Source organism: Sphingobium sp. OAS761 (assembly GCF_024168485.1).
Lineage (GTDB): Bacteria > Pseudomonadota > Alphaproteobacteria > Sphingomonadales > Sphingomonadaceae > Sphingobium.
In genome coordinates this window covers 215,045-238,652 of the sequence record NZ_JALJVY010000006.1, presented here as the reverse complement: position 1 = coordinate 238,652, position 23,608 = coordinate 215,045, and the positions used below count along the sequence as shown (strand labels likewise).

Annotated in this window: 23 protein-coding genes; 13 read left to right on the top strand and 10 right to left on the bottom strand. The window is 61.3% G+C overall.

What is annotated here, in order from left to right:
- The first annotated feature begins 10 nt into the window (after positions 1-10).
- Genes J3E64_RS10255 through J3E64_RS10240 form a run of 4 tightly spaced genes read left to right on the top strand, consistent with a single transcriptional unit; the run spans position 11 to position 3,509 of the window.
- Complete coding sequence (locus J3E64_RS10255) at positions 11-1,144, top strand: alpha/beta hydrolase fold domain-containing protein (RefSeq protein WP_253342650.1); 1,134 nt, start codon at positions 11-13, stop codon at positions 1,142-1,144.
- Complete coding sequence (locus J3E64_RS10250) at positions 1,141-2,112, top strand: alpha/beta hydrolase (protein ID WP_253342649.1); 972 nt, start codon at positions 1,141-1,143, stop codon at positions 2,110-2,112. Before J3E64_RS10255 ends, J3E64_RS10250 begins: the two co-directional genes overlap by 4 nt.
- A gap of 23 nt (positions 2,113-2,135) precedes the next feature.
- A complete protein-coding gene (locus J3E64_RS10245; protein WP_253342648.1) occupies positions 2,136-2,696 on the top strand; it encodes a carboxymuconolactone decarboxylase family protein in 561 nt (186 codons plus the stop codon).
- A 12-nt stretch (positions 2,697-2,708) separates the two neighbouring features.
- Entirely contained in the window at positions 2,709-3,509 is an 801-nt protein-coding gene (locus J3E64_RS10240) for an SDR family NAD(P)-dependent oxidoreductase (protein ID WP_253342647.1), read from the top strand.
- Positions 3,510-3,526: 17 nt separating this feature from the next.
- Here J3E64_RS10240 and J3E64_RS10235 read toward each other — a convergent pair whose 3' ends face one another.
- The 5 genes from J3E64_RS10235 to J3E64_RS10215 all read right to left on the bottom strand — a co-directional run bounded on the left by J3E64_RS10235 (position 3,527) and on the right by J3E64_RS10215 (position 9,790).
- On the bottom strand, positions 3,527-4,336 hold the full coding sequence (locus J3E64_RS10235) for a nuclear transport factor 2 family protein (protein ID WP_253342646.1): 810 nt from the start codon (positions 4,334-4,336) through the stop codon (positions 3,527-3,529).
- Positions 4,337-4,360: 24 nt separating this feature from the next.
- On the bottom strand, positions 4,361-5,329 hold the full coding sequence (locus tag J3E64_RS10230; RefSeq protein WP_253342645.1) for an alpha/beta fold hydrolase: 969 nt from the start codon (positions 5,327-5,329) through the stop codon (positions 4,361-4,363).
- Between the two features lie 93 nt (positions 5,330-5,422).
- The gene (locus J3E64_RS10225; RefSeq protein WP_253342644.1) at positions 5,423-7,945 is read right to left on the bottom strand and encodes a TonB-dependent receptor; all 2,523 of its coding nucleotides are present in this window, start codon (positions 7,943-7,945) and stop codon (positions 5,423-5,425) included.
- A gap of 106 nt (positions 7,946-8,051) precedes the next feature.
- Positions 8,052-8,840, bottom strand: coding sequence for an SDR family oxidoreductase (locus tag J3E64_RS10220; RefSeq protein ID WP_253342643.1), 789 nt, complete (start codon positions 8,838-8,840; stop codon positions 8,052-8,054).
- 155 nt (positions 8,841-8,995) lie between these two features.
- Positions 8,996-9,790: a TetR/AcrR family transcriptional regulator gene (locus J3E64_RS10215; protein ID WP_253342642.1), complete on the bottom strand. Its 795-nt coding sequence runs from the start codon at positions 9,788-9,790 to the stop codon at positions 8,996-8,998.
- 83 nt (positions 9,791-9,873) lie between these two features.
- Here J3E64_RS10215 and J3E64_RS10210 point away from each other — a divergent pair, with 83 nt between their 5' ends.
- The gene (locus J3E64_RS10210) at positions 9,874-10,269 is read left to right on the top strand and encodes a VOC family protein (protein WP_253342641.1); all 396 of its coding nucleotides are present in this window, start codon (positions 9,874-9,876) and stop codon (positions 10,267-10,269) included.
- 20 nt (positions 10,270-10,289) lie between these two features.
- Here the strand turns inward: J3E64_RS10210 and J3E64_RS10205 are convergent, their stop codons facing one another.
- Positions 10,290-10,739 carry a nuclear transport factor 2 family protein gene (locus J3E64_RS10205; RefSeq protein WP_253342640.1) on the bottom strand — a complete coding sequence of 150 codons (450 nt, stop codon included), beginning with the start codon at positions 10,737-10,739 and terminating at the stop codon, positions 10,290-10,292.
- A 183-nt stretch (positions 10,740-10,922) separates the two neighbouring features.
- Between J3E64_RS10205 and J3E64_RS10200 the strand changes: the two genes are divergently transcribed.
- Genes J3E64_RS10200 through J3E64_RS10190 form a run of 3 tightly spaced genes read left to right on the top strand, consistent with a single transcriptional unit; the run spans position 10,923 to position 13,654 of the window.
- Positions 10,923-12,002: a Rieske 2Fe-2S domain-containing protein gene (locus tag J3E64_RS10200; RefSeq protein ID WP_253342639.1), complete on the top strand. Its 1,080-nt coding sequence runs from the start codon at positions 10,923-10,925 to the stop codon at positions 12,000-12,002.
- A 21-nt stretch (positions 12,003-12,023) separates the two neighbouring features.
- The gene (locus J3E64_RS10195) at positions 12,024-12,890 is read left to right on the top strand and encodes an SDR family NAD(P)-dependent oxidoreductase (RefSeq protein ID WP_253342638.1); all 867 of its coding nucleotides are present in this window, start codon (positions 12,024-12,026) and stop codon (positions 12,888-12,890) included.
- Positions 12,891-12,901: 11 nt separating this feature from the next.
- Positions 12,902-13,654, top strand: a complete 753-nt coding sequence (locus J3E64_RS10190) for an SDR family NAD(P)-dependent oxidoreductase (RefSeq protein ID WP_253342637.1) — start codon at positions 12,902-12,904, stop codon at positions 13,652-13,654.
- A 5-nt stretch (positions 13,655-13,659) separates the two neighbouring features.
- Here J3E64_RS10190 and J3E64_RS10185 read toward each other — a convergent pair whose 3' ends face one another.
- Positions 13,660-14,295: a TetR/AcrR family transcriptional regulator gene (locus J3E64_RS10185; protein ID WP_253342636.1), complete on the bottom strand. Its 636-nt coding sequence runs from the start codon at positions 14,293-14,295 to the stop codon at positions 13,660-13,662.
- 132 nt (positions 14,296-14,427) lie between these two features.
- Here J3E64_RS10185 and J3E64_RS10180 point away from each other — a divergent pair, with 132 nt between their 5' ends.
- The 3 genes from J3E64_RS10180 (at position 14,428) to J3E64_RS10170 (ending at position 19,267) form a co-directional block, all read left to right on the top strand.
- A complete protein-coding gene (locus J3E64_RS10180) occupies positions 14,428-15,510 on the top strand; it encodes a hypothetical protein (protein WP_253342635.1) in 1,083 nt (360 codons plus the stop codon).
- Positions 15,511-15,578: 68 nt separating this feature from the next.
- Complete coding sequence (locus J3E64_RS10175) at positions 15,579-16,373, top strand: sugar phosphate isomerase/epimerase (protein ID WP_253342634.1); 795 nt, start codon at positions 15,579-15,581, stop codon at positions 16,371-16,373.
- Positions 16,374-16,756: 383 nt separating this feature from the next.
- On the top strand, positions 16,757-19,267 hold the full coding sequence (locus tag J3E64_RS10170) for a TonB-dependent receptor (protein WP_253342633.1): 2,511 nt from the start codon (positions 16,757-16,759) through the stop codon (positions 19,265-19,267).
- A gap of 65 nt (positions 19,268-19,332) precedes the next feature.
- Here the strand turns inward: J3E64_RS10170 and J3E64_RS10165 are convergent, their stop codons facing one another.
- A complete protein-coding gene (locus tag J3E64_RS10165) occupies positions 19,333-20,391 on the bottom strand; it encodes a hypothetical protein (protein ID WP_253342632.1) in 1,059 nt (352 codons plus the stop codon).
- Positions 20,392-20,545: 154 nt separating this feature from the next.
- On the bottom strand, positions 20,546-20,950 hold the full coding sequence (locus J3E64_RS10160; protein WP_253342631.1) for a VOC family protein: 405 nt from the start codon (positions 20,948-20,950) through the stop codon (positions 20,546-20,548).
- A 157-nt stretch (positions 20,951-21,107) separates the two neighbouring features.
- Here J3E64_RS10160 and J3E64_RS10155 point away from each other — a divergent pair, with 157 nt between their 5' ends.
- Both J3E64_RS10155 and bktB read left to right on the top strand, forming a co-directional pair.
- On the top strand, positions 21,108-21,797 hold the full coding sequence (locus J3E64_RS10155; protein ID WP_253342630.1) for a TetR/AcrR family transcriptional regulator: 690 nt from the start codon (positions 21,108-21,110) through the stop codon (positions 21,795-21,797).
- A gap of 156 nt (positions 21,798-21,953) precedes the next feature.
- Positions 21,954-23,135, top strand: coding sequence for a beta-ketothiolase BktB (gene bktB, locus J3E64_RS10150; protein WP_253342698.1), 1,182 nt, complete (start codon positions 21,954-21,956; stop codon positions 23,133-23,135).
- Positions 23,136-23,140: 5 nt separating this feature from the next.
- On the opposite strand, the gene J3E64_RS10145 is transcribed toward bktB, so the two are convergent.
- Complete coding sequence (locus J3E64_RS10145; RefSeq protein WP_253342629.1) at positions 23,141-23,518, bottom strand: hypothetical protein; 378 nt, start codon at positions 23,516-23,518, stop codon at positions 23,141-23,143.
- Between the last annotated feature and the right edge of the window lie 90 nt (positions 23,519-23,608).

Sequence of the window (23,608 nt, the reverse complement as noted above, 5' to 3'; positions counted from 1 at the left end):
AGGAGGGCTGATGGAAAGGGCGGATCATGCCAGCGGCCTTGCCATGAATCGTCGTGGCATCGCGCGCTTCTGTGCCGGGCTGATCGCCATGCTGTTCCCCGCCGGTGTGCGGGCAGCTACGGCACAATCGGTCCGAGGGACGGAAGGCGCCACAGGCGTCCTTCGTGTCGATGATCATGGCATGACACTTGCCGAACGGACCATCCCCTGGCCGCAATCGATCAGCCCGCAGGCTCGCGCCGCGTTACAGGCAGCAGCGCGGCGGCCCGCGCCACCCTTTCCGGACCCATCCGACTCCGACGGCTGGCGCAATCTGGTGGCGCAGATAGACCGCGACATGGCGGCTTATCTCCCGAAACCGGACCCGACCGTGACGGTCGTTACCGAAACACTGGCCGGTGCGACCGTCCACCGCGCGCGGCCCCATGCGCTCGATGTCGCCGACAGGCGGCTCTATATCGACATTCATGGTGGCGGACTGGTGTCAGGCGGAGGCGATTTCTGCAAGGCGGGCGCGGTGCGAGAAGCCGCGCTGCATGGTGTTGAGGTCCTGTCCATCGATTACCGGATGCCGCCGGGTCATCGTTATCCCGTCGCGCTCGATGACTGCTTTGCCGTCTATGCCGCAGAGGTGAAAAGGCGGGGCGCTGACAGGATCATTGTCGGCGGCGGGTCGGCCGGTGGCTATCTGACCGCCGCGCTGATGCTGCGCGCGCGCGATGCGGGCCTGCCGCTGCCGCGCGCGGCCCTGCTGCTCTCGCCCCGGGTCGATATGACCGAGAGCGGTGACACGGTGGCGACCCTGATGGATATCGACCCGGTGCTGAAGGGGCGGCTGGCCGCCACCGCCCTGCTTTACGCCGGGGGACACGACCTGCGCGATCCTTATCTTTCCCCGTTGTTCGGCGACCTGAAGGGGCTGCCGCCCACGCTGCTGCAATCGGGCACGCGCGACCTTTATCTGTCAAACACGGTCAGGATGCACCGCGCCCTGCGCAAGGCCGGCGTCGCCGCACAGCTCCATGTCTTCGAGGCGATGCCGCACGGCCGCTTCTTCGGCGGCGCGCCGGAAGATGCAGCGCTCGATCAGGAGCTCAAGGCCTTCGTATCTGCGCACTGGCAACCGCTCGAGGACAGCGCATGACCGTTGACGAGAAGGGTATGATGCTCGACGCGCGGGTCATCCCGTGGCCACGATCGGTCAGCGGGCAGGCCGCCGACGCATTGCGGGCATCGGCGTCGCAACCACGCGCCGTGATGCCCGACCCGTCTGACACGGAGGGATGGCGCGCGACGATCGCACAGGTCGATGGCGCCATGGCCGCCGCTTATACCGGCCCTGTCGATTCATCCATCATGGTGTCGACAGAGCAGTGTGCCGGGGTCGGCGTGCACCGCGCCCGCCCGGAATCGCTGAGCGCCGACGACCAGCGGCTTTACATCGAAATCCACGGGGGTGCGCTTGTGTTCGGTGCGGGCGACTTCTGCCGGGCCTGCGGCGCGCGCGATGCAGCCCTGTTCGGCGTGGAGGTGGCCGCCATCGACTACCGCATGCCGCCCGACCATCCCTTTCCCGCTGCGCTGGACGATTGCCTGGCGGTCTATGCGGCCGAAGTGGAGCGGCGCGGTGCCCATAATATTATCGTCGGCGGCGGTTCTGCGGGCGGCAATCTGGCTGCGGCGCTGATGTTGCGCGCCAGGATGGCCGGACTGCCGATGCCTGCGGCGCTGCTGTTGTTGTCGCCCGAAGTCGACCTGACGGAGAGTGGCGACAGTTTCGAGACGCTGATGAGTATCGACCCCGTGCTGAAGGCCCGTCTGACCGAATCCATCATGCTCTACTCGAACGGTCACCGGCTCGACGATCCGCTGCTGTCTCCTTTGTTCGGCGATCTTTCCGGCTTTCCGCCGACGCTGCTGCAATCGGGCACGCGCGACCTGTTCCTGTCCAACACCGTGCGGATGCACAGGCGGTTGCGGCAGGCGGGAGTGGCCGCAGACCTGCACGTTTTCGAGGCGATGCCCCATGGCGGCTTCTTCGACGGGCCGGAGGATGAGGAAAAGGATCGAGAAATCGCTGATTTCGTCGCCGCGCACTGGGCACGGCACTGACCTGAACCGAGGAGGAGAGAGACATGTTGCGCATCGATATTCCCGAGCAGGATGCCGCCGATCCCTATGGCTATGCCGCGCGTGCGCATGGGCGGCAGTTGATGGAAACGGCAGGACATTTTTCGAAGGCCGTCTATCAGCACAGCATATTGTCGCTTCGCGAATTCGAGGGCGCGCGCAGCCGCATCGCCCAGATCAATGGCTGCATCATTTGCCAGCAGTTTCGAGCAGCGCGGGATGCGGGCGCCATGTTCGCCGCCAGCGGTACGCGGCCCGATCATCTGGTGACCGATAATGGACCGGCGCCGGACGAGGCTTTCTACGCCGATGTCGAGCAATGGCGCACATCGTCGTTGTTCAGCCCGCGTGAGCGGCTGGCTATGGAATTCGCCGAACGCTTCGCCGAGGAACCCAAGGTCATCGCCGATGACGAAGATTTCTGGGCACGCGCCCATGCGCTGTTTTCCGATGCGGAGATCGTGGATCTCGCGCACAGCGTCGCGGCGTGGATGGGCTTGGGCAGGGTCGCCCATGTGCTTGGGTTCGACAGCGTCTGTCTGCCCTTCGCCAATGCGGCCGAATAAGGATCGAAGCAGATGTCAGAAGGCAGACTGGTGGGCCGCACGGCGCTGATCACGGGCGCGGCCGATGGGATCGGGGAAGGCATGGCCCGGCGCTTCGCGAAGGAAGGCGCTGCGGTGCTGGTGGTCGATTTCGATGCCCAGAAGGGCACGGCGACGGCCCAAACGCTGCTGGCGATGGGCGCGCAATCGGCTTTTTTCCAATGCGACGTCACCGAAAAGGATCAGGTGCAGGCGGCGGTCGCCGACTGTGTGGCTCGCTTCGGCAGCATTGATGTCCTGGTCAACAACGCCTATCGCGGCACGGGCGCCAGCCGCGTCGAGACCAAGTCCGACGCGGTGTTCGCCGATTGCATGGATATGTGCCTCTATGCCGCGAAATGGTCGATGGAAGCGGCCTTCCCGCACATGCGCGCGCGTCATTGGGGGCGGATCATCAACATCGCCTCGCTGAACGGGGTCAATGCCCATATGGGCACGGCGGAATATAATGCGGGCAAGGAGGCGCTGCGTGCCTACACCCGTACTGCCGCGCGGGAATGGGCAGGCTACGGCGTTTGTGCCAACATCATCTGCCCGGCGGCGGCAACCGCCAGCTATCGCCGGTTCAAGGAAATGGAGCCCGAGGTCGCGGCGGCCACGGCGGCGGCCAATCCCATGGGTCGGATGGGTGATCCGGAAGAGGATGTCGCCCCCGTCGCCCTGTTCCTCGCCAGCGAAGACGCGCGTTACCTGACCGGAAACACATTGTATGTCGACGGCGGCGGCCATATCAACGGGGTGCCCTGGGTACCCGACCTTGGCCCTGACAGCTGAGGCATGGGCAGGCGGTCTCAGCCCAGATCGCCCGTTCCCGCATCGAGAATTGCCGGATCGCCGGTATGCGCGGCCCAGATGGCGTCGCGGCGGACGATCCGCCACCCGTCCGTCCGCCTTTCCCATCGGTCGACATATTCGCCGTTCGAATCGAATATCGGGCCGGCGGCATCGCCGATGCGCTGGTGGCGTGCCTGCACATAGGCCCGGCTGACCGCCCGGTCGCCATCGACGTCGACCAATATGCTGCCCAGCAAATGCTGTGTGCCGCCGCATCGGTCAAGGAAACGGCGCATATTGTCGGTGAGCGCCGCCATGCCTGCTTCGTCCCGGCCCGATCCATAATCAAACACGACGTCCGACGCGAAGACGTCGCCCAGCCGGTCCCACTGTTTCCTGTCGAGAATCCGGGCAAAGGTCGACAGGCCGCGCGTGATAGCGCGCTCGTCCTGCAACGCACGTAGCGGGTCGGCTGTGCCATGGCTGGCCTTCTCGTCCACCACGAACATCCGCATGGTCGACCGGTCGAATAGATTTTCCTCATCCTGCGCGATCTGGCGGGCGATGTCCGGTTCGGAGGCGCGGGCGATGAAGCGGTCATAGGCGGCGCGGTCGGCCAGGCGGATCTCCGTTACCACGTCGAAATCGATCGGCCCGGCGGCAGGATAGGAAAAAGCGCCATCAAGGTCGACATAGTTGCGGCGATAATCGACGATGCCGGGCAACAGCCGACGGATCAGGATGGAATGGCGTGTCTCATAATATTCGATGAACGCCTCCCGGCTGATGTCGGCGCGGCGCTTGAGCAACGCAATGCATTTGAACATAGCATCGATCTCCCATGTAGTGGATCAGGCAAGATCCTTCAGAAATTCGATCATCAGCGCGGTGACCGTATCGGCGGCCTCCAGCTGCATCATATGTCCGGCGCCGGTGATCAGCTCGACCCGGCGAACATCGGCATGATGATCGGTGATGGCGGGAATGGGATCGTCGCCATGCCATACCTCCAAATCGACATCCCTGTCGCTGCCGATGAAGTAGAAGGGCTGGCTGGTTTTGCGGCCGCGATAGGATGCGCGCTGCGCCCAGCGCACGTCCATCGTTCGATACCAGTTCAGCCCGCCGGTAAATCCGGACCGTGCATATTCGGAAACGAACCATTCCAGTTCCCATTCGGTCAGCCATGGCCAGGGGAGCGGCGGCGCTTGCGGAAGGGCGTCGATATAGGAGGTGCCCGGCGGATGACGCCAGATGTCGATATAGTGAAAATCGCCCGACAGTGCGTAGAATAGCCGGTGGAGAAAGGTGCGCGGTCGCGCCGCCAAATCGCGGTCGGCGGGACCGACGGGTACAAAATAGTCGATATGGACGAAGTGTTCCTTCGCCCACTCAGACGCCTCCGCCAGAGGGGATATGTCCGGCCGGTCGGGGAAATGCGGGTTCTGCAAGGCGATGATGCCGCGCACCCGCTCGGGATGGCGATGCGCCAGATCATAGATGGTGAACAACCCGAAATCGAGGCCCGCGAACACGGCCTGCTCGTCGCCGAGATGGTCGAGCAGCCCGATCAGGTCGCCGACGACATGGTCAATGTCGTAAGCCGACGCGTCGACGGGCGCATCGGTCTGACCCATGCCGCGCATGTCAGGGGCAACCACGCGCCAGCCCGCGTCTGCCAATGCGGGCATTTGCCGGTGCCAGCTCAGCCAGAGATGTGGGAAACCATGGCAGAGGATGAGCAGGGGCCCTTCGCCCTGCTCGACATAGTGCATGCCGATGCCGTTTATCCGCGCGTGGCGATGCTGCCAATAGGCCATGCGTCCTCTCCGCGCCTCCGCGTTCGCGCGGATGGCATTGTCCTGTGAATAGGGCCGGCGACATCCTGCCGCCGGCCCCGATTCTTTCAAGCCTTATTCGCCGCCGAAGCGGTAGCGCAGCTTGAGCCCGTACATGCGGGGTTCGCCGTACAGCGTCGTGTCATAGAGCAGGCCGCCATAAACATTGGCGTTGCTGATCCGGTACAGCTTGTTCGTGGCGTTGGTCACGAACAGGCCCGCGTCGACGCCGCTCCGGCCGATATTCTTCCAGTCGAGCGACATGTTCAAAATGCCGAACGCTTCCAGATAGGCACCCGGCTGCGTACCGACCAGCGAGTCCTGGTCCGTATATTGGCGTGACGTGTGCGAATAGTTCACGAAGAAGTTAAGGTCGCCCATGTCGTCGCCGACCGGGATGGTCGCATTGGCATGGATGCTCCAGATATAGGGCGACACATATTGATAGGGCAGGCAGCTCAGGTCGACGATACCGCCGGGCTGAACGGTACCGTTACATGCTTGCATCTGCGTGGGCGTCTCATAGGAATAATTTGTATATTTCGCGTCCGTGTAGCTGAAGTTGCCGCCGATCTCGAGCCCCTTGAACGGCTGCATCGAGGCTTCCACTTCGACGCCCTTGATCCGCGCGTCCGCGTTGCGCACCACCGCGCCGCCGGCGCCCGAGCCGGGATTGAAGTCGGCGCCTGCCCGCTGGCTGTTCTTGAAGTCGAGAATGTAGCCGGTCGTGTTCAGCCGGAACGGGACGTCGGCGACGCGGAAGTCCGACTTGAAGCCCGCCTCGTAGGACGTGACGGTTTCCGGATCGAACGTCCGGGTCGTCTCGAACACGGCCTGCTGGTTGAAGCCGCCCGACTTGTAGCCGCGGTTGACCTTGGCGAACAGCAATATGTCGCGCGTGACCTTGTAATCGAGCCCGATCAGCCAGGTCGAGGCGTTGCTCTTCAATTCGGCCTCGTACCGGCAATCGTCGATGGCGGTAGCCGTGGGAACCAGCAGACCGGTCGAATTGCACTTCGCGGTCGTTCCGCCGGTAGCCGCCTGCGGCGTGTAGCCGGCGGAGAAGCCGGTGATCTTGTCCCAGGTATGGCGGTAGCCGCCGGTCAGCCGCAGTCCTTCAAGCGACGGTGCGAACGCACCGAAGTCAAGCGTAGCCTGGGCATAAAGCGCCTTCGATTCCTGGCTCGTGCCATAGGTGCTGCGGCCCGAATAGCAGGCAGCCGACGAACCGGTATAGGCGGCGGGGCAGAACAGGAACACGCCGCCCTGCTGGATGCCATTGGGCTTCTGATCATAATAGAAGCCGCCAACCGTATAGGTCAGCATATTGTCCAGCGTCTTGCCCTGGAACTGGAGCTCTTCGGTAAACTGCTTCAGGTCATCGCGCGGGCTGCCGCTGTCATAGGCATTGGCATATGTCAGAGGCGTGCCGTCGGGCAGCGTCGCCTGGCCGGGCGCCGGATAGCGATTGCCGTCAACGTCATGCTGCTGCAATATCGTGCCGTCGCTGTCATAGGCGTAATCCAGCTTCATCTTCTGGAAACTGACGATGTTGCGCAGCGTCAATGTGTCGGACAGCTCGATATCTGTCGTGTTGGTGATGCCCCATGTCTTTGTTTTCGAAAACACGTCGGTGCCAAGGGCGGTCTGGCGCGGCCCCAGAGCGTTTGCCTGATCGGAAATCTGCTGATAGGCGGAGCAGGGACCGGTGAACGCGCTGTCGCACAGGCCATAGCCCCGCAGACCCGCGATATTGAAGCCGCGATGGATGAAACCGGCGCCGTTATTGCTCGACTTCGCGCCGTAGATCATCGTGTAGTTGTCGATGGTCTCGGTCGGCTTGAAGGTGATGCCGATGCGGCCCGAATACCAATGCTCGTCGTCGCGGTCCTTGTTCCACACGACATCGCGGGTGTAGCCGTCGCGGTCGTGATAGGCGCCCACGACGCGAACCAGCAGCTTGTCCTCGATCACCGGGATGTTGACCGCGCCCTCGATCTCGCGGCGGTCGTAATTGCCGATGCGGCCCTGGATCCAACCGCCGAACTCATTGGTCGGCTTCTTGGGCACCAGCAGCACCGCGCCGCCGGTGGTGTTGCGGCCGAACAGCGTGCCCTGCGGGCCGGAAAGCACCTGGAGATTTTCCAGGTCGACGAAGTTGCCGGGACCGCCCTGTTGCGACAGGGTGATGGCGGCGGGCAGCGGCACTTCGTTCAGATAGACGACGACGCCCGGCGAGGCCTGGAAGGTCGCACCCTGGCCGCGAATCGTGAAGGACTGCGAATCGCGCGATCCCTGGCCGTTGGGACCGACGACGAGCGATGGCACGCTGGCCTGAAGATCCTGTTCCTTCGCAATGCCCTGCTGCTGCAGGCGATCGGCCGACAGGGCAGTGATCGCGATCGGCACGTCCTGGTTGCGTTCGTCGCGACGGTTGGCGGTCACGACGATGTCGGCGATGCCGCTATTGGCCGCGCCAGCTTCCTGCGGCGCCTCGACCTGCGCGACGGCGGCTTGCGGCAACAACCCTGCCAGCCCTGCCAGCATGGTGGCGGCGCAAAGCTGGCGAACATGCCGGCGCCGGATTTCGGATAACATCACACTCTCTCCTGTGCATGGATCAAAGGCGCGCGGCATCGCTGCCCGCACCACATAATCCTCTCCCAGTCTTTTCTAGATTTTTGGATTTTGGTCCGGATGGAGCTCAGGGCGCCATCCAGTGGCCGCCGTTGACATCGAGCGAAGCGCCCGTGACAACGCGCGTGAAATCGGAAATCATCATGAGCACTGCACGTGCGCAATCATCTTCCGGCGGTATCTTGCCGATCGGAATGTCGCGGGTGATGCCTGCCAGGACATCCTCGCGCGCAAGCCCGGCATCGACCTGTGCCTGAATATGTCCTTCGACCGGCGCGCCATGGATCCAGCCCATCCGGCAGGCATTCACGCGAATGCCATACCGGCCCAGATCGGCGGCCATATATTTGGTGAGAGTGTTTACCGCGCCTTTGGCTACGGCATATCCCATTTCCATGCCATGCTCGCCGCCGAAGGGGCGTACCGTCGCCATGGTGGACACGTTCACCACGGCGCCGCCATCCCGCAGATAAGGAATGCAGGCGCGGGTCAAGCGCAACGTGCCGAGGCAATTGACGTCGAATGCGGTAGCCATGTCGGCAGGGTCGGCATTTTCGATAACCGACCAGTCGCCATGATAATAGGCGCTGTTCACCAGACCATCGATCCGTCCGCCGAATTCCGCCGCGGCCTTCTCGGCCAGCGCGCCGCACTGGGCTTCATCGGCGATGTCGCAGGGAATGGCGACGGCCTTGCCGCCATTTGCCACGATGTCGTCGCGCACTTCCTCGAGAAATTTATGATTGCGGGCAGCCAGGATGACCGACGCTCCTTCGGATGCGGCAATCCGCGCCAGAGCCTGGCCCATGCCGGGACCGACGCCGCTGATGATGACCACTTTTCCGTTCAGAAGCATGTCGCTCTCCCTGCCAAACTGCGCGAAGCCGCTGGAATTATGTTATGTTTTGCGGTCACTTAGGGAAACGGCAATGCCAAGGCAACAGCTATTTGTGACTATTCACTTAGATTCGGTCCGTTCGTCGCATTTTGACACTGGGTGTGGCCCAGCTGCTACGCAAGAAATGCAAGGATACGATCCTCCGCGATTCCCAACCCACGTGCGCAGAACAACATGGCGTCTCGCATCACACGATCTTCACTGTCATCATAGGGCACCGCTGTCCGCTCGTGGCAGCGGGCCATCATCATCATCGTGCCGATATGTTCAAGGAATGCTGCTATGTCGGGCGGTGAAAGAACCTCGCCAGTCAGTCCGCCGTCCTCTTGGGCACCCTTTAGCGCCAGTTCCAGGCGTGGAAGAGACAAGCGCAGCGCGCGGCGATAAACTAGGCGGGCATAATTGCCGTCGCCCGCCAGGCTGCCAACCACCATCCGCATGCCGGTCGCGTTGCTTGCCTCCGCGCCTCGCATGGCGTGCGAGACAAGGTCCCGGATCATCTCCAGAAGGCCCTGCGTGTTCGGTTTCACGGCCGCGGCGGCCCTGAACGAGGCATTCTGATCCGAGATCACTTCGCGCAAGACCGCGCGATAAATATGCGTCTTGGTCGGGAAATGACGGAAGAGCAGGGCTTCCGAAACGCCGGCAGCGCGCGCAATCTGCTGGGTACGGGCGCCCTCGAGCCCATACCGGGCGAACACGCCCTTCGCTGCGGTGATGATGGAGGCACGCCGTCCCGCGGCTGAAAGACGAGATGCGGCCATGAGTAACCGAAATACTCCCAAAAAAAATCTCTCGGGGCTGAAAGCAGCACCGGGAGGCTGACAAAGCGCGGCAGGATTGCAATCGATGGTGTAAAGGCAGTCGGCCTTTCCCACAAGCCGCGGAAGCAGCAGGCGCGATCTCAACTCGAGCCCTGCTTGCCGGGGGCAGACTGCGCAGGCATTGAGGCGGTGCACAACGAATCCACTAAATCGGAGATATTGTCATCATGCAAAAGGCGCACTTCGGCTTCACCAAATTGATCGTGCAGGATCTCGAAGCGATGGCGACATTCTACAAAGACGTCGCCGGACTTGTTGAAATGGGACGCGTCCAGAGCGCCGTTGGTGATCGCGCGATCGACGAGATTCTGTTCAATGCCACGGGCGAGGGCGGACCTACGCTCGTTTTGTTCAAGTTTCTGGACCGGGAAGCCCCGGCTGTTGAGGAGTCCATACTGGGCTTCATCACGCCGGACCTCGCCGCGTTCGTCGATCGCACGAAGGCGGCCGGCGGCGCGGTCGTCGCCGATATCAAAACGCATGTCGAACATGGCGTCAAAGTGGCGTTCGTGACGGACCCCGAAGGACATCTGCTTGAAGTGGTAGAATTATTGTCCGCCTGAACGATGCTGGCGGGCCCGGCTCATGGGTCCGCCAGCACGACCATGTCATCAGGCCCCCAATAAGCTTTCAGGCTGACTATACACCCTTCCTGATCGAAGGTGCAGACGTCCAGGGACCGGATACGCACCGGCGGCGCTTCTGGGGGATGAAAGGTCACGTCGAATATCAGCGCAGCGGCATTGGCGTGCGAACCGCGAATCGGGGCGACCTGATCGATATGCGTGCGAAATGCGACGGTGTCAGTGAACCAGTCGACGATTTCCTGCCCGCGCTTGGGCGCCGTTCCGACCGGGTCCTCGATCGTCGCGCCAGGCGCGAACAGGGCCAATATGCCGTCGCGGTCACCTTGATTGATCCTGTCGGCATATGCGGACAGCGCCGCGCGCATCACGGCTTGGCTGGGCTCTGCCGGTGCGATTCCGGGTGTGGCGTAGCTCGGGTCGCCATCATCGGCCTGTCGATCGCGCACTTTGCCTCCCGATTTTCGCGTTGTGCATCAAATGCAACGCCAAATGCCCCGCATTCAACTAAAATCTTGCGCGGTGTGGCCTGCTTTGCGTAAATAGTGCGACACTTGATCGTGGTTATGCGCCGGCGGGTAGTGCCCCGCCGCCCCATTTGCTATGCTGTGGGTAAGCGAGAGGATTGGAATATGGCTAAATCGACCGACTATCGTCTGGGTGAATTCGAATTTCCCCGTGGCTGGTTCATGGTGGGGGAAAGCGCGGAGGCGACCTCGACGCCCAAGGCTATGCGCTACTTCGGCCAGGATTTGGTGATGTACCGCGGGGAAAGCGGAGCGCCCTATGTGGTCGAAGCCTATTGCCCGCATATGGGGGCGCATCTCGCGAAGAACACGACCTCCTACATCGTTCGCGATGGCGAGCAGATCGAGGGCGAATCGATCCGGTGCCCCTTTCATGGTTGGCAGTTCGGTCCTGACGGCGCCTGCAAGGACATACCCTATTCCGATTTCAAGCCCAAGGCAGCCAGGCTGAAGACATTTCCCGTGATCGAACGCGCGGGCACGATATGGATGTGGCACGATCCCGAGGGGCAGGAACCCAATTTCGATCTTCCCGATTTCGGCGGCCATTTCGATATGCCGGGCTGGGTCAACTGGAAGATCGACTATATGGGCGATCTGGACATCCACCCGATCGAGGTTGTCGACAACATGGCCGATTTCGGTCATTTCGTGCCCATTCACGGTGCCAAGGACTTTGTGTATTTCGCCAATGAGTTCAAGGACCATATCGTCCATCAATATTATGCCGCCGGCCATCGCACGCTCACGCTCAATCCGGAGGACGTGCTGACGCTGGATACCTGGTATACGGGACCTTCGATCCTCCAGTCGGAAATGCAGGGCACGTTCGACAGCTTCATCATGATCACCCACACGCCGATCGAGGATGGCAAGATCCGGGTGTGGCACGGGCTGATGGTGCAAGTGAACGACGGTTCAGCGCCGGTAACGGATGATATGCGTGCCGCTGCTCTTGAATATCAGGAAGGCAGCCGCCTGGCTTTCGCGCAGGACGTCGAAATCTGGCAGAACAAGCGTGCCTGCCTCAATCCGCTGGTGGTGCCCAATGACGGGCCCTATGGGAAGGTCCGCCTGTGGTACAAGCAATTCTACAATCCGCGCGAAAAGGCTCCGGATTCGCACAAGCGCACTAACGGCCTGCATGTCACGATGGACAAGCGGTCTTCCAGCGCTGCTGCCTGACCATACATAAGGAGAGAATATATGGGGAGGAGTGAACGCCCGGTGGCAGTGGTCACCGGCGCAAGCCGGGGCGCGGGCCGCGGAATCGCCGCCGCCTTCGGCGCCCAAGGCTACCGCGTATATGTGACGGGTCGTACGGTGCGCGACGGTGAAGCGGATCTGCCGGGCACCATTGGCGCGACAGCCGCGCAGGTGACGGCGGCCGGCGGGGAAGGCGTGGCGGTTCAGTGCGACCATGCGGATGATGCGCAGGTCGCGGCGCTGTTCGAGCGGGTCGCCGACGAATGCGGCGGGCGCCTGGATATCCTGGTCAACAACGTCACCGCCTTGCATGACGATCTTGTAAAGCCAGGCCCGTTTTGGGAAAAATCCTTGGGTCTGGTCGATATTCTCGACGTTGGATTGCGCTCGCATTATGTTGCGAGCTGGCACGGCGCGCGCCTGATGGTGCCTGCGGGAACCGGCCTGATCGCCTTCACATCCTCTTTTGGCGCGCATTGCTACATGCATGGCCCTGCCTATGGCGCGCAAAAGGCCGGCGTCGACAAGTTCGCGGCGGACATGGGCGTGGATTTCCGGGGGACCGGGGTGGTGGCGGTGTCGCTGTGGATGGGGCCGCTCAAGACGGAACGCAGCGCCCGTACCGCCAAGGAGCATCCGGAAACCTATGCCAAGATCCTGGAAAATGCCGAAACGCCGGAGTTCAACGGCCGTGCCATCCTTGCCATGCATGATGATCCGGCGCGCGACGAATTGAACGGTCAGACCTTCATCACGGCCGAAGTCGCCGTAAAATACGGCTTTACGGATGATGACGGACGGCAGCCGCCTTCCTATCGCGGCAAGCTGGGCGAGCCGCGTATCGCGCATCCCGCCATCATCTCCTGAAGGACGAACGCATGGAACCGGGACGCCGTTTCGCCGGCAAATCGATCATTGTCACCGGCGGTGCATCGGGCATCGGGCGCGCCACCGCCTTGCGGCTGGCCGCAGAAGGAGGGCAAGTACTGGCGTTCGATCTGAACGGAGACGCACTTGCGGCTCTGGCCGATGAATGCCCCGCTATCCGCGTCCGGACCGGGTCGGCCTCGGACGAGGATGCCGTCGGTGCGATCGTAAAGGACTGGGCGGCCGAAGCGGGCGGGATCGACGTTTTGGTGAACATGGCCGGCATCATTCGTTCGGGTCATGCGGCGGACATGAGCCTGGACGATTTCATGCGTTGCGTCACCGTCAATCTTGGCAGCACCTTCCTGATGTGCCGGGCGGCATTGCCTTATCTGGAACAGGCGCGCGGCAACATCGTCAACGCGGCATCGACGTCCAGCCATTTCGGGCATCCCTTCCTGACCGGCTATGCTGCGAGCAAGGGAGCCGTGGCGGCCTTCACGCAGAGTCTGGCCTGGGAATATCTCAAGCGCGGCGTTCGCGTGAATGCCGTGGCGCCCGGCGGTATCGAAACGCCGCTGGCGAAAAGCGTGCAGACCGGGATGGTCGAAGGCGCCGATTGGGAACTCTACAACCATCTGAGCCCGATCAACGGATTCGCGCCGCCCGACCGGATCGCCGGGGTCATCGCGATGCTGGCGAGCGAGGATGGTGCGCATATGAACGGGGCCATCGTACGGGTGGACGGCGGCGTCCACGCCTGACACGTTCAGAGAGCGGGCAGGCTGGTCATGTCGAGCGCGGAAACGAACCGCGCCAGCAGCGCCTTGTGCCGATCGATCATGTCGCGCGAAAGAGGATCGTCGCCGCTTAAACTCGCTATCATGGGTGCCGCCCAGAAATAGCCGAACATCAGATTGAAGATGGCGACGATCTGCAAGGCGAGGTCGCGCGCATCCGGATCCATTTCGGCCGCGCGGGCGATGCCGCGCCCATAGTCGGCAAGCCTGTTGACCCACTCGAGCCCGATTTCGTCGCGTGCCGATGGCGAGGACAAAAGCGACCGGATCAGCAGCAACGACACGTGGGAATGACGGGTCAGAACGTCGACCAGCCGGTCGGTAAGCGTGCGGAACGACGCCTCGCTGGCCGGGCGCTGAATCGTCGCTTCCATTTCCTCCACCAAAGGTTGCAGTGCGCGCTGCAACACTTGCCGGTAGAGGGCATCCTTGCTTTCGAAATGCTTGTACAGCCCCGGCTGGCGAATATCGACCGCTGCCGCGATGTCGCGCAGGCTCGTCGCTTCATAACCTTTGTGGGCGAACAGCAGTTCTGCCGCGTCCAGCAGTCGCTCCGCCGTCCTCTGGCCCTTGCTTGCGCCGGCCTTGCCCCCGTTATCGCCCATAATTGGCAGCGTAGCGGCAAAATTTGCTCTTGGCTATCCGGTTATAGGGTGATAACTTTTTTCCACAAGCAGATGGCGCGACTCGTGCGTCTGTCATCCTGTGACCACATTATCCGAGAGGAAGAGCGACCTATGCTGAACGACGCCCAGCGCCGGCACCTGTCCGACATTCTGCAACCCGCTTCGCCGCCGCGCGAACTGAGTGACATCTTCACGCCGGAGCAGCATCGTCGCCTGCTCGACGTCGTGCACGATCAGGGCGAATGGAAGCTCATCATCGCGCAGCATTTCGCGAGCGCCGAGGAATTGATCGCAACCTTCGCAGGCGGCTTTCCCGAAGGGTTCGAACCGACCCTCGACATGTTCCTGACGCCCACCTTCCGCGGGTTTTACGGAAATTATTCGACCTGTCTCTATCCGGAGATCAGCGATCTTTTCTATAACCAGACCTTCCTGGGCCATGCGAAATCATACTGGGGCGCGGAATATGCCAAGCCCCAGATGATGCTGTTCAACGTGAACGGCCCGTGCGGGAACAATGATCCGGGCCATCTCGACACGCCCAGCTTTCGCGGTATTCGGTACGAAAATTCGCCCACCTGGCTCTGCTCGATCATGGGACGCTCGGGGCTGTTTCAGGACTATATGATCAAGATGGCCCAGGTCATCACCTGGTTCAGTCACGATCCGGCCAGCGGCTTTACCTACTGGCCGAAAGGGCCGCTGTCGCAGCCGGCCAGGCTCCAGTCGCCAATCTATAATCGCGGCATCGTCGTCCAGAACGAAATGCTGGTTCACCGCGGCGAAGCCAACGGACCGATTGAACGCCAGCGCCCCGCTGGCCTGGGTTTCGACAGCGTCTTCACCGGTGAGAAGGGCGATCCTGACGGTTGGGTCGTCAAGACAGGAGGCGAGGTGATCGAACGCTATCGTACCGAGGACCTGCGCTTCCTGGTCCATTGGTCCGCCGAAGTGTTCGAGGACTATGCCGAGCTCAAGAAGAACATGGATGGATCGGACAACCTCACTTATGACCGGGTGTTCGAAACCCTGATCAAGGATGTCCGTTCGCGCGGCATCGCCATCGACACGCCGACCGATCCGATGCGTGATCCGGCCTTCATCAAGGCATTGAATTCAGCTTATGATTATGGTGGCCCGGCCGAATATCCGGTCGATGCGCCGCGTGGAGAGGTATACGCAGCGGCGGCATGATTTTCCGCTGATACGGTAGGGCCGCGCATGACATTGCGCGGCCCGCTGCCCTGCAATAGGGCAATATCATGACCCGGTTTTGCCTCGATCATCTGTCTTTCGTGGAACTGGACGCACCCGGTTTGATCGAGGTCGCGGCCAAGGCCGGCTTCACGGCCGTCAGCCTGTTCGCTACGCCTATACCGATCAGCAAGGCAGGCAATCTGGTTTCGGACCGGGCGGCTCGGGTCGCGGTGCAGCGTGCGCTTCGCGATACAGGGCTGACGGTCGGCATTATCGAGCCGTTCATGCTCGAACCCCAAATGAATTGGCCCTTGATCGAGGGCCTTGCCCACCTGACGGCCGAACTCGGCGGCACAGTCAATATATTGGGCATGGACGATGATGCGCCGCGCATGGGGGAATCGCTCGGCCGCCTCGTCGACATCTGTCGTGCGGCGGCAGCCCCCATGGTCATAGAGGCTTTCCCTTTTTCCGCGATCCGAACGCCCGCCGTTGCGCTGGACCTGGCGCAAAGCCTGGGGCCGGACGTCGGCCTCTGTGTTGACAGCATGCACGTGATCAGAGGCGGCGGCACATGGGCGGACGTTGCCGCGCTTCCGCCTGATCGTATTCGACATGTTCAATTGAATGACGGGCCGCTTGTGCCGCCGGTTGACGGGCGCGGGGAGGCCGTTTTTGATCGCTTGGCGCCCGGGGAGGGGGAATTTGATCTCGCCGCGCTGCTGCCCCGCTTGCCTGACCATGCGACAATTGCGGTCGAAGCGCCGAAGCGCTGGCCGGATGACGTCCCAATCCTGGATCGCGCCAGGCTTTTGTATCGCGCAATGGACGCTCTCTTCACCGACGCAGCGACTGGATAATCAGACGGTTCATCAGAGGCCGGGCCTTTTAAAAATCGTTCGATAATGTGCGAATAAATGCGCAGATCCGGCATTGCGGAGAAAAGAAGTATTGATTTGCATATTACATCAGATGATGTAAGTTGCGTTTGGGGATACTGGACCAAGAAGCCGGAATCCGCAGTCGAGAGGTTGTCGGTCGCGTGGTTGCGCGGCATGGGGGGAAATATGGGTGGCCATTTGGCGATCTGTTTCTTTGCGCGTCTGTCGCTTCAGCTGTCATCGTTGACGCCTTTCGGTTCCGCCATGCAGAACCGAACATTCCCATCGACATAATGAACCCGCCGGTCCGTTCAACGAAACGGCCTCGGTGCATAATATCGAACACAGAAGGGAGAGAGATCATGCCAGGATATTTCAGAGGGTTGACGGTATCGCTGCTCACCGGGATAGCGCTTCCCGCGCTCGTGACGCAGGCGCAGGCGCAATCCGAACCGCAGGATGCGGGTGCGCTGACACCCAATACGCTGAGCGACATCGTCGTGACAGCCCAGCGTAGGGAGGAACGCGCCCAGGACGTCCCCATCGTCATCAGCGCCTTTTCGGCCGAAAAGTTGAAGCAGCTGAACGTGAATAAGCCGCAGGATCTTTATGGTAACGTCCCCTCGCTGGTGTCCGGACCCCAGGGACAGGCAAGCAGAGACGTGCAGACCTTTTCGATCCGCGGCCAGTCGACGGGCTTTCTCGCGCTGCCGTCGGTCGCCACCTATCTGAACGAAGTCCCGCTCGTCGCTTCGATCAGCCTCAGTCTTCAGGGCGGCCCGGGCCTTTTCGTCGATCTAGAGAATGTTCAGGTGCTGTCGGGGCCGCAAGGCACGCTGTTCGGACGTAATACGACGGGCGGCGCGGTGCTGCTCACAGCGCATAAACCCTCGACCGACCATGTCGAAGGTTATATTCAGGGTTCGACGGGCAATTACGACCTTGTGAACTTCGAGGGTGCGTTGAACGTTCCTCTGATCGAGGACAAGCTGGCCGTCCGCGTCGCTGGTGCCTATTATGATCGCAAAGGTTTCACGCATGACCTGGTGTGGGACAAGGATCGCGACAACCAGCATTGGTATACCGGGCGCGTCAGCATCCTTCTGACGCCGACGGAAACCTTCAGCAACAATCTGATGGTCTATGGATCGAAGTCGCGCAATCATGGCGCAGGCTATATCAACCGCGGCTTCCGGCCCGGCTCGCTGGTTCTGGGCAATTGCAATACCGCGCTGTGCAACGCAATCGCCACGCGCCAGACCGAAATCGCGCAACAGATCGGTCCGCGCAAGACCCGCAACGATCTGGACAGCTATTCCAATATCGATGCCTGGGGCGCGATCAACACCAGCGAGCTTGAACTGAGCGATACCGTCAAATTGCGTAACATCGTCAGCTATCAGAAGCTGAAGTCGGATTATGGCAACGACAATGACGGCACGCCGCTGCAAGCCTACCAGATCTCGCAAAGCGGCGACTTTCCGACGTTCCCGATCCCGGGTCTGACGGATGAATTCGGCGTGGCGCCGAACGGTTATGTCAACGGTGTAAAGCTGAATGGCCCACGCGACTATCTAAAGCAGTTCTCGGAAGAGTTGCAGATACAGGGCAATGCGCTCGACAACCACCTTACCTACACGGCGGGCGCATTCCTCATAGACACCAAACCGGTGGGTGTATGGGAATCGGCCGCGGTTCAATTTTGCCCGCCTACTTCGACCGGGGCCGAAACATGCCGCGGCTCACGCGGGTTTAGCGGCGTGGCGAACAAATCCAAGGCGCTTTATGCTCAAGGAACGCTGGATTTTGGCGCGTTCTCTCCGTCTCTCGAAAGCCTGCGTCTGACGGCGGGATACCGTTACACATGGGATACGGTAAAAGGTTTTTCCGCGGGCTTCTCCCCGATTGGCGGAGGCTCCTTCCGTTGTGGCGTCAACAACCAAATCACCACGGATCCGATGACGGATTGCCGGTTCGATGCGACGCTGAAAACCAGCGCGCCCACCTGGACGATAGGCCTGGATTTCAAGCCCGTCAGCAACCTGCTTGTGTATGGTAAGGTGACGCGTGGCTACAAGGCGGGTGGCTTTAACTCCGTCGCCGTCAATGAGCAGTATCGGACGTTCGATCCTGAACGTCTGACCACCTATGAAGTCGGCTTCAAGTCCGACTGGCGTCTTGGTAGCGTCCCGGGCCGTCTCAACCTGACCTATTATTATTCCGACTATAACAACATCCAGCGGCCCGGCGGTGACTTCAACCTGACTACGTTCGCCGGCGGTGCCGCCGTCTTTGCGGCCAAGGCGCGCATCCAGGGCCTTGAGGGCGAAGCGTCGATCCAGCCCTTCCCCGGACTGGAACTGGGTGCAACCGCGAGCTACACCGACCCCAAGTACAAGGAATTTTCTTACACGTCGCTGGGGTCCAGCTACACCTGCCTTCCCGGTGGGGGCTTCGCGCTCGCGCCTTTCGGAACCACGGTTGACGCGCGCTGCGTCCCATTCGAATATGTCACCAAGTGGATGTATAATATCCATGCGACGGCCAAGATCCCGGTGGGCGAGAATATGGGCGAGCTCAGCTATTATATCGGCTACTCGCATTTCTCGGCGCAGCCGACCTCGCCGACCGGCGATCCGTCGTTCGAATTGGGCTCGGTGCTGGAACCCTATGGCCTGCTCAACATGTCGCTCGACTGGCGCAACATCGGCGAAAGCGGTGTCGATGCGAGCCTGTTCGTCACCAATGCCACGAACAAGCTGTATCGGATCGCCAACTCCAACAGTTACAGCGGCTTGGGCATTTGGGCCGAACTCTATGGCGAACCGCGTATGTACGGCATCAAGCTGAGCTATAGTTTCGGCAATCGCTGAGGCGCAAGGGCATGAAAAAGGGGGCGTCCCGGCAACGGGACGTCCCCTTTTTTATGAGCGGCAGATCAGGCGGCGATCATGTCCTCGACAGGATCGGGCGGGAATATTGTCGGTTTTCCCAAATCATAGGCACGGGTCAACAGGCGGATGAAAGCCCGGTCGCTGATCGGATCGGTCGGTACCTCGAATGTTTCGCCCCGCGCGCGCAGGTCGGCGATCAGCATGTCGAACGCCTGATCGATACTCAGGTCGTCGGAGTGATCCAGCGACACTTTGAGTTCATCATAATCCATGAAAATCTGCGCGCCCCAATGAACCAGGAAGCGGACTTCCTCTTCCGGAATCTGCTGTATGACCTGATCGTTGTTCATGATCTGCCACCCCGGACCGGACATGTCCTTGCCGATGCGGCTTTCATAGGCGAGCCCTTCGGGTTTGCGCATGGCCGACGGACCATTCATCTCGGCCGTGTGATACATCATTTCGTTTTCGACGACGACGGCCTTGCCCCACATCGGCGCCTTCAATTGCTGCGGCGGATTTTGCGGGCCGTCGGGCCAGTAGGTAAAGCTTCCGCCGATCCGGCCGCGATAATACCAGGCGATGACCTGGGCCTTCTTTGCCTGCCAGCGCTTGAACAGGCCGGATTTGGCCATGATGTTGAGAAGCCAGACCGGTGAACTGTCGAGATTGAGCCCGCGGAAGCGCGTGCCGTCGACATGCGGCGAACCGCCGCCGCCGCATGGGCCTGAAATATTGAACAGCATGGATTCGGGCATGGCATATTGCGCGCGCCAATAGGCACGTACTTTCGCCAGAAATTCCGGATTGTGGTAGCAATCCTCGATTTCCGGGTAGAGGCACACCCCGCCACGGGCGAGGTAGCCACGGAAAACCGGATTGAGGAACGGGTCCCAGGTCAGCGTAACACCCTCGGGAACTTCGCCGGAACTGGTCGCGACGACTTCTTCCGGTGACTTGAAGTGATGGGCAAGGATCATCGGCCATGGCCCATGATCCTGCACGACGCCGACCAGGCGATTATATTGATCGTCGCTATATACGCGATCCAGCACCTGCGGCGGTGCGACCGGCCGGAAACGTTCTGCCAGGTCAGCCTTCATGACATTTCTCCTTTGTTCAGGCGGCAATATCCGCCACGTCTTTGTCGGGTGCCTTGCGGGCACCCCGCACCAGCTGCCCGGGCAGGGTGCCTGCAATGGCGATATTGCCCTGATGGGGCGTGCCTTCGGCCATCGACGATATGCGGTCCGGTGTTCATAGCATCTCGACGACTTCGATCAGATGGCCATCGCTATCCTTGATGAAGGCAACCTTCACACCATGTTGTGGCTGGGCATGGGCAGGGCGATGAACGCTGCCGCCGCATTCCAGTGCGGAAACGACCGTCGCGTCGACATCGGTCACGATGAAACCCAGTGTCGCTTCGCCGGGCTCTGGAATGGGCCGGTTGGGGAATCGCTGGATCACCAGCGTCGCCATGGCATAGCCGCCGCCTTCCGGGCCCAGAATGATCTCGTCCAGCTTGAACTCGCCCTCGCCCTGCCGCACGCGGGCTTTTTCGACCAGGCCAAAGACGCGATGATAGAAGGTGAAAAGGCTGTCGACGTCGGACACGATCAGCTTTGTGAAACTGAAGCCGCTGCGGGTTTGCTCTGGCATGTCGTCCACTCTCCCATTGCGTGCCATTCCGCGATTGTCACCATTTCGCACCGTTCTGCGGAGGGACGCAAGAATATTTTGGTAATCATTACCAAAAATATGATCCGGACGACGTAGACGCTTGACAAGACAGGTCGGTGGGCGGTCAAGAGGCGGCATGGATGCCGGTTCTTCCGCCCCCACAGTCAGACGCGCGGCGACGCGTGGCCGCCCGCGCAAGTTGACGGTGGAGGCCATAGTGGCCGCGACGCGGACGTTGCTGGCCGATCACGCTCCTGCGGATGTGACCTTTGCCCGAGTGGCATGCTCGCTTGGCGTCCCGGGTTCGTCGGTCTATAATTATTTCCCTAATCGGGACGCCCTGTTCGCTGCGGTTGCTGCTGAACTGTTCGCTTCCTTCGCTTTCGACGATCCGGGCGACGACGTTCCATGGCAGATGCGTCTGCGGACCTGGCTGGCGGCGATCGACAGGTTTTTCGACCAGAATCCGATGGCATTCCGGCTGATGGCCACCAGTAGCCAGGCATCGCCCGCCTGGGTTCATGTCCGCATGCCGCTGTTGCAGGTTCTGCGTGCGCTGGGTTTCGAAGGGCGGGATCTTGCCTTGATCCATGCCTGGTTCGAAGGGCAGGTGACCGGTTTGCTGCTGGTCGAAAGTCATGCGGGGCGCAATCGCCTGATCGCCGGTGAACCCCCGCAGGTGCCGATCGACATGAATGACGAAGCAGAGTGCGCCGAACTGGATCGCCGTTCCCATCTGCCCTCGATCCGGCGGGAGGAGATTGTGAAACTGGGGTTTGACGCACTCGTTTCGGAGCTGGAACGACAGGTAGCCGACCGATGCTGATCGGATGCGACAATCGGTCTCGCCGAAGCAAGGGCATTTCCGTAATCATGGGAAAGGCAACGACCGCGTTGACCCCCCAAGACATTGCACCCAAGGCGCCGGCCAGCCATATGCCGAGCCAACTCGCATCTGTTTTTGTCCGATAAGGAATATATGGTGGAAGATATCTACATTGTCGCCGGTGCGCGCACGGCCATCGGTGATTTCGGCGGTGCCCTCAAATCTCTCCTGCCCTCGCAGTTGGGCGCGATCGTCGTGAAGGAGGCGCTCGCGCGCGCTGGTGTTCCCGCGCAGGACGTGGGCCATGTCGTGATCGGGCAGGTGATGCCGACCAGCGCGCGCGACGGGATGTTGTCGCGGACGATCGCGCTTGACGCCGGTGTGCCCGTCACGGTGCCTGCACTGACGCTCAACCGGCTGTGTGGATCGGGCGTGCAGTCGATCGTCTCGGCCGCGCAGATGATGAAGCTGGGCGAAGCATCGATTACCGTTGCCGGTGGCGCGGAATCGATGTCGAACGTGCCTTATCATGATCATGGCACCCGCTGGGGCCGCAAGATGGGCGACAATCGGGTCGAGGACGGGCTGACCGTGGGTCTTCAGGACGCGTCGGGCGGCTATCATATGGGCATCACCGCCGAAAATTGCGCCGAACGCTATGGCGTGAGCCGTGAGGATCAGGACGCACTTGCGCTTGAGGGACATCAGCGAGCGGTTCGTGCCATCGCCGAGGGGCGTTTCGGCGATCAGATCGTGCCGGTGGAGATCAAGACGCGCAAGGGCGTGACGCTTTTCGATACGGACGAGCATCCCCGCGCCGACACGAGCCTCGACATGCTGGCGGGTATGCGCCCGGCCTTCAAGAAGGACGGCACGGTCACCGCGGGCAATGCATCGGGCATAAACGACGGCGCGGCCGCGGTCGTGCTGGCGACTGCGACCGAGGTCGAACGCCGCGGACTGAAGCCGATGGCCAGGATCATTGCATGGGGCCATGCGGGCGTCGATCCCGCCTATATGGGTGAGGCACCGATCAAGGCCGTGCCGGTCGCACTGGAACGGGCGGGCCTCACGCTGGACCAGATGGATGTGATCGAGGCGAACGAGGCCTTTGCCGCGCAGGCATTGGCTGTCGCCAATACACTCAAGTTTGACCGGGAAAAACTCAACCCCAACGGATCGGGCATCGCGTTGGGCCATCCGGTTGGCGCCACCGGAACCATATTGACCGTCAAGGCGATGTATGAACTCAGGCGCTGCGGGGGACGCTATGCGCTGGTCACCATGTGCATCGGCGGTGGGCAGGGTATCGCACTGATCATTGAAAATATCGACTGACCGACTTAACGCCTGTCGCCAACCTCATAGGCGGTCAGCCAAGTGCGCGCCGCCGTTGGCGACAGGAATACCTTCAAGCGTTCCGATGCGGTAAGTCTTTGCGCCTGCATCTTCGCCAGGCTGTTGGCGACGATATAGGCCGCGCGATCTCCACGCGTGGAGATCAGCAAGCTTTCGAGATTTTCGAATTCGTCCATCACTTCTTTAGGCTGAATCTGGGATTCTCGTCCGTCGACCAGCACCAGCGAATAGCCCCAGCGATCGCGCACGTTCGTCAAGTAACGCTTCATTTCGGAAAGATAGCCACGCGCCGTGGGGACATCCCAAAAGCCCGATGTCTCCACCTTCAGTACGCCCGCATCGTCTATTTCGAAGCGATACATCGCATCCTCACCTGATATGCCCAGCCATACAGTAATATTATTCTCTGCTCTGCGTGGCGTTGCATACAATATTATCGTGAATATGCAGTA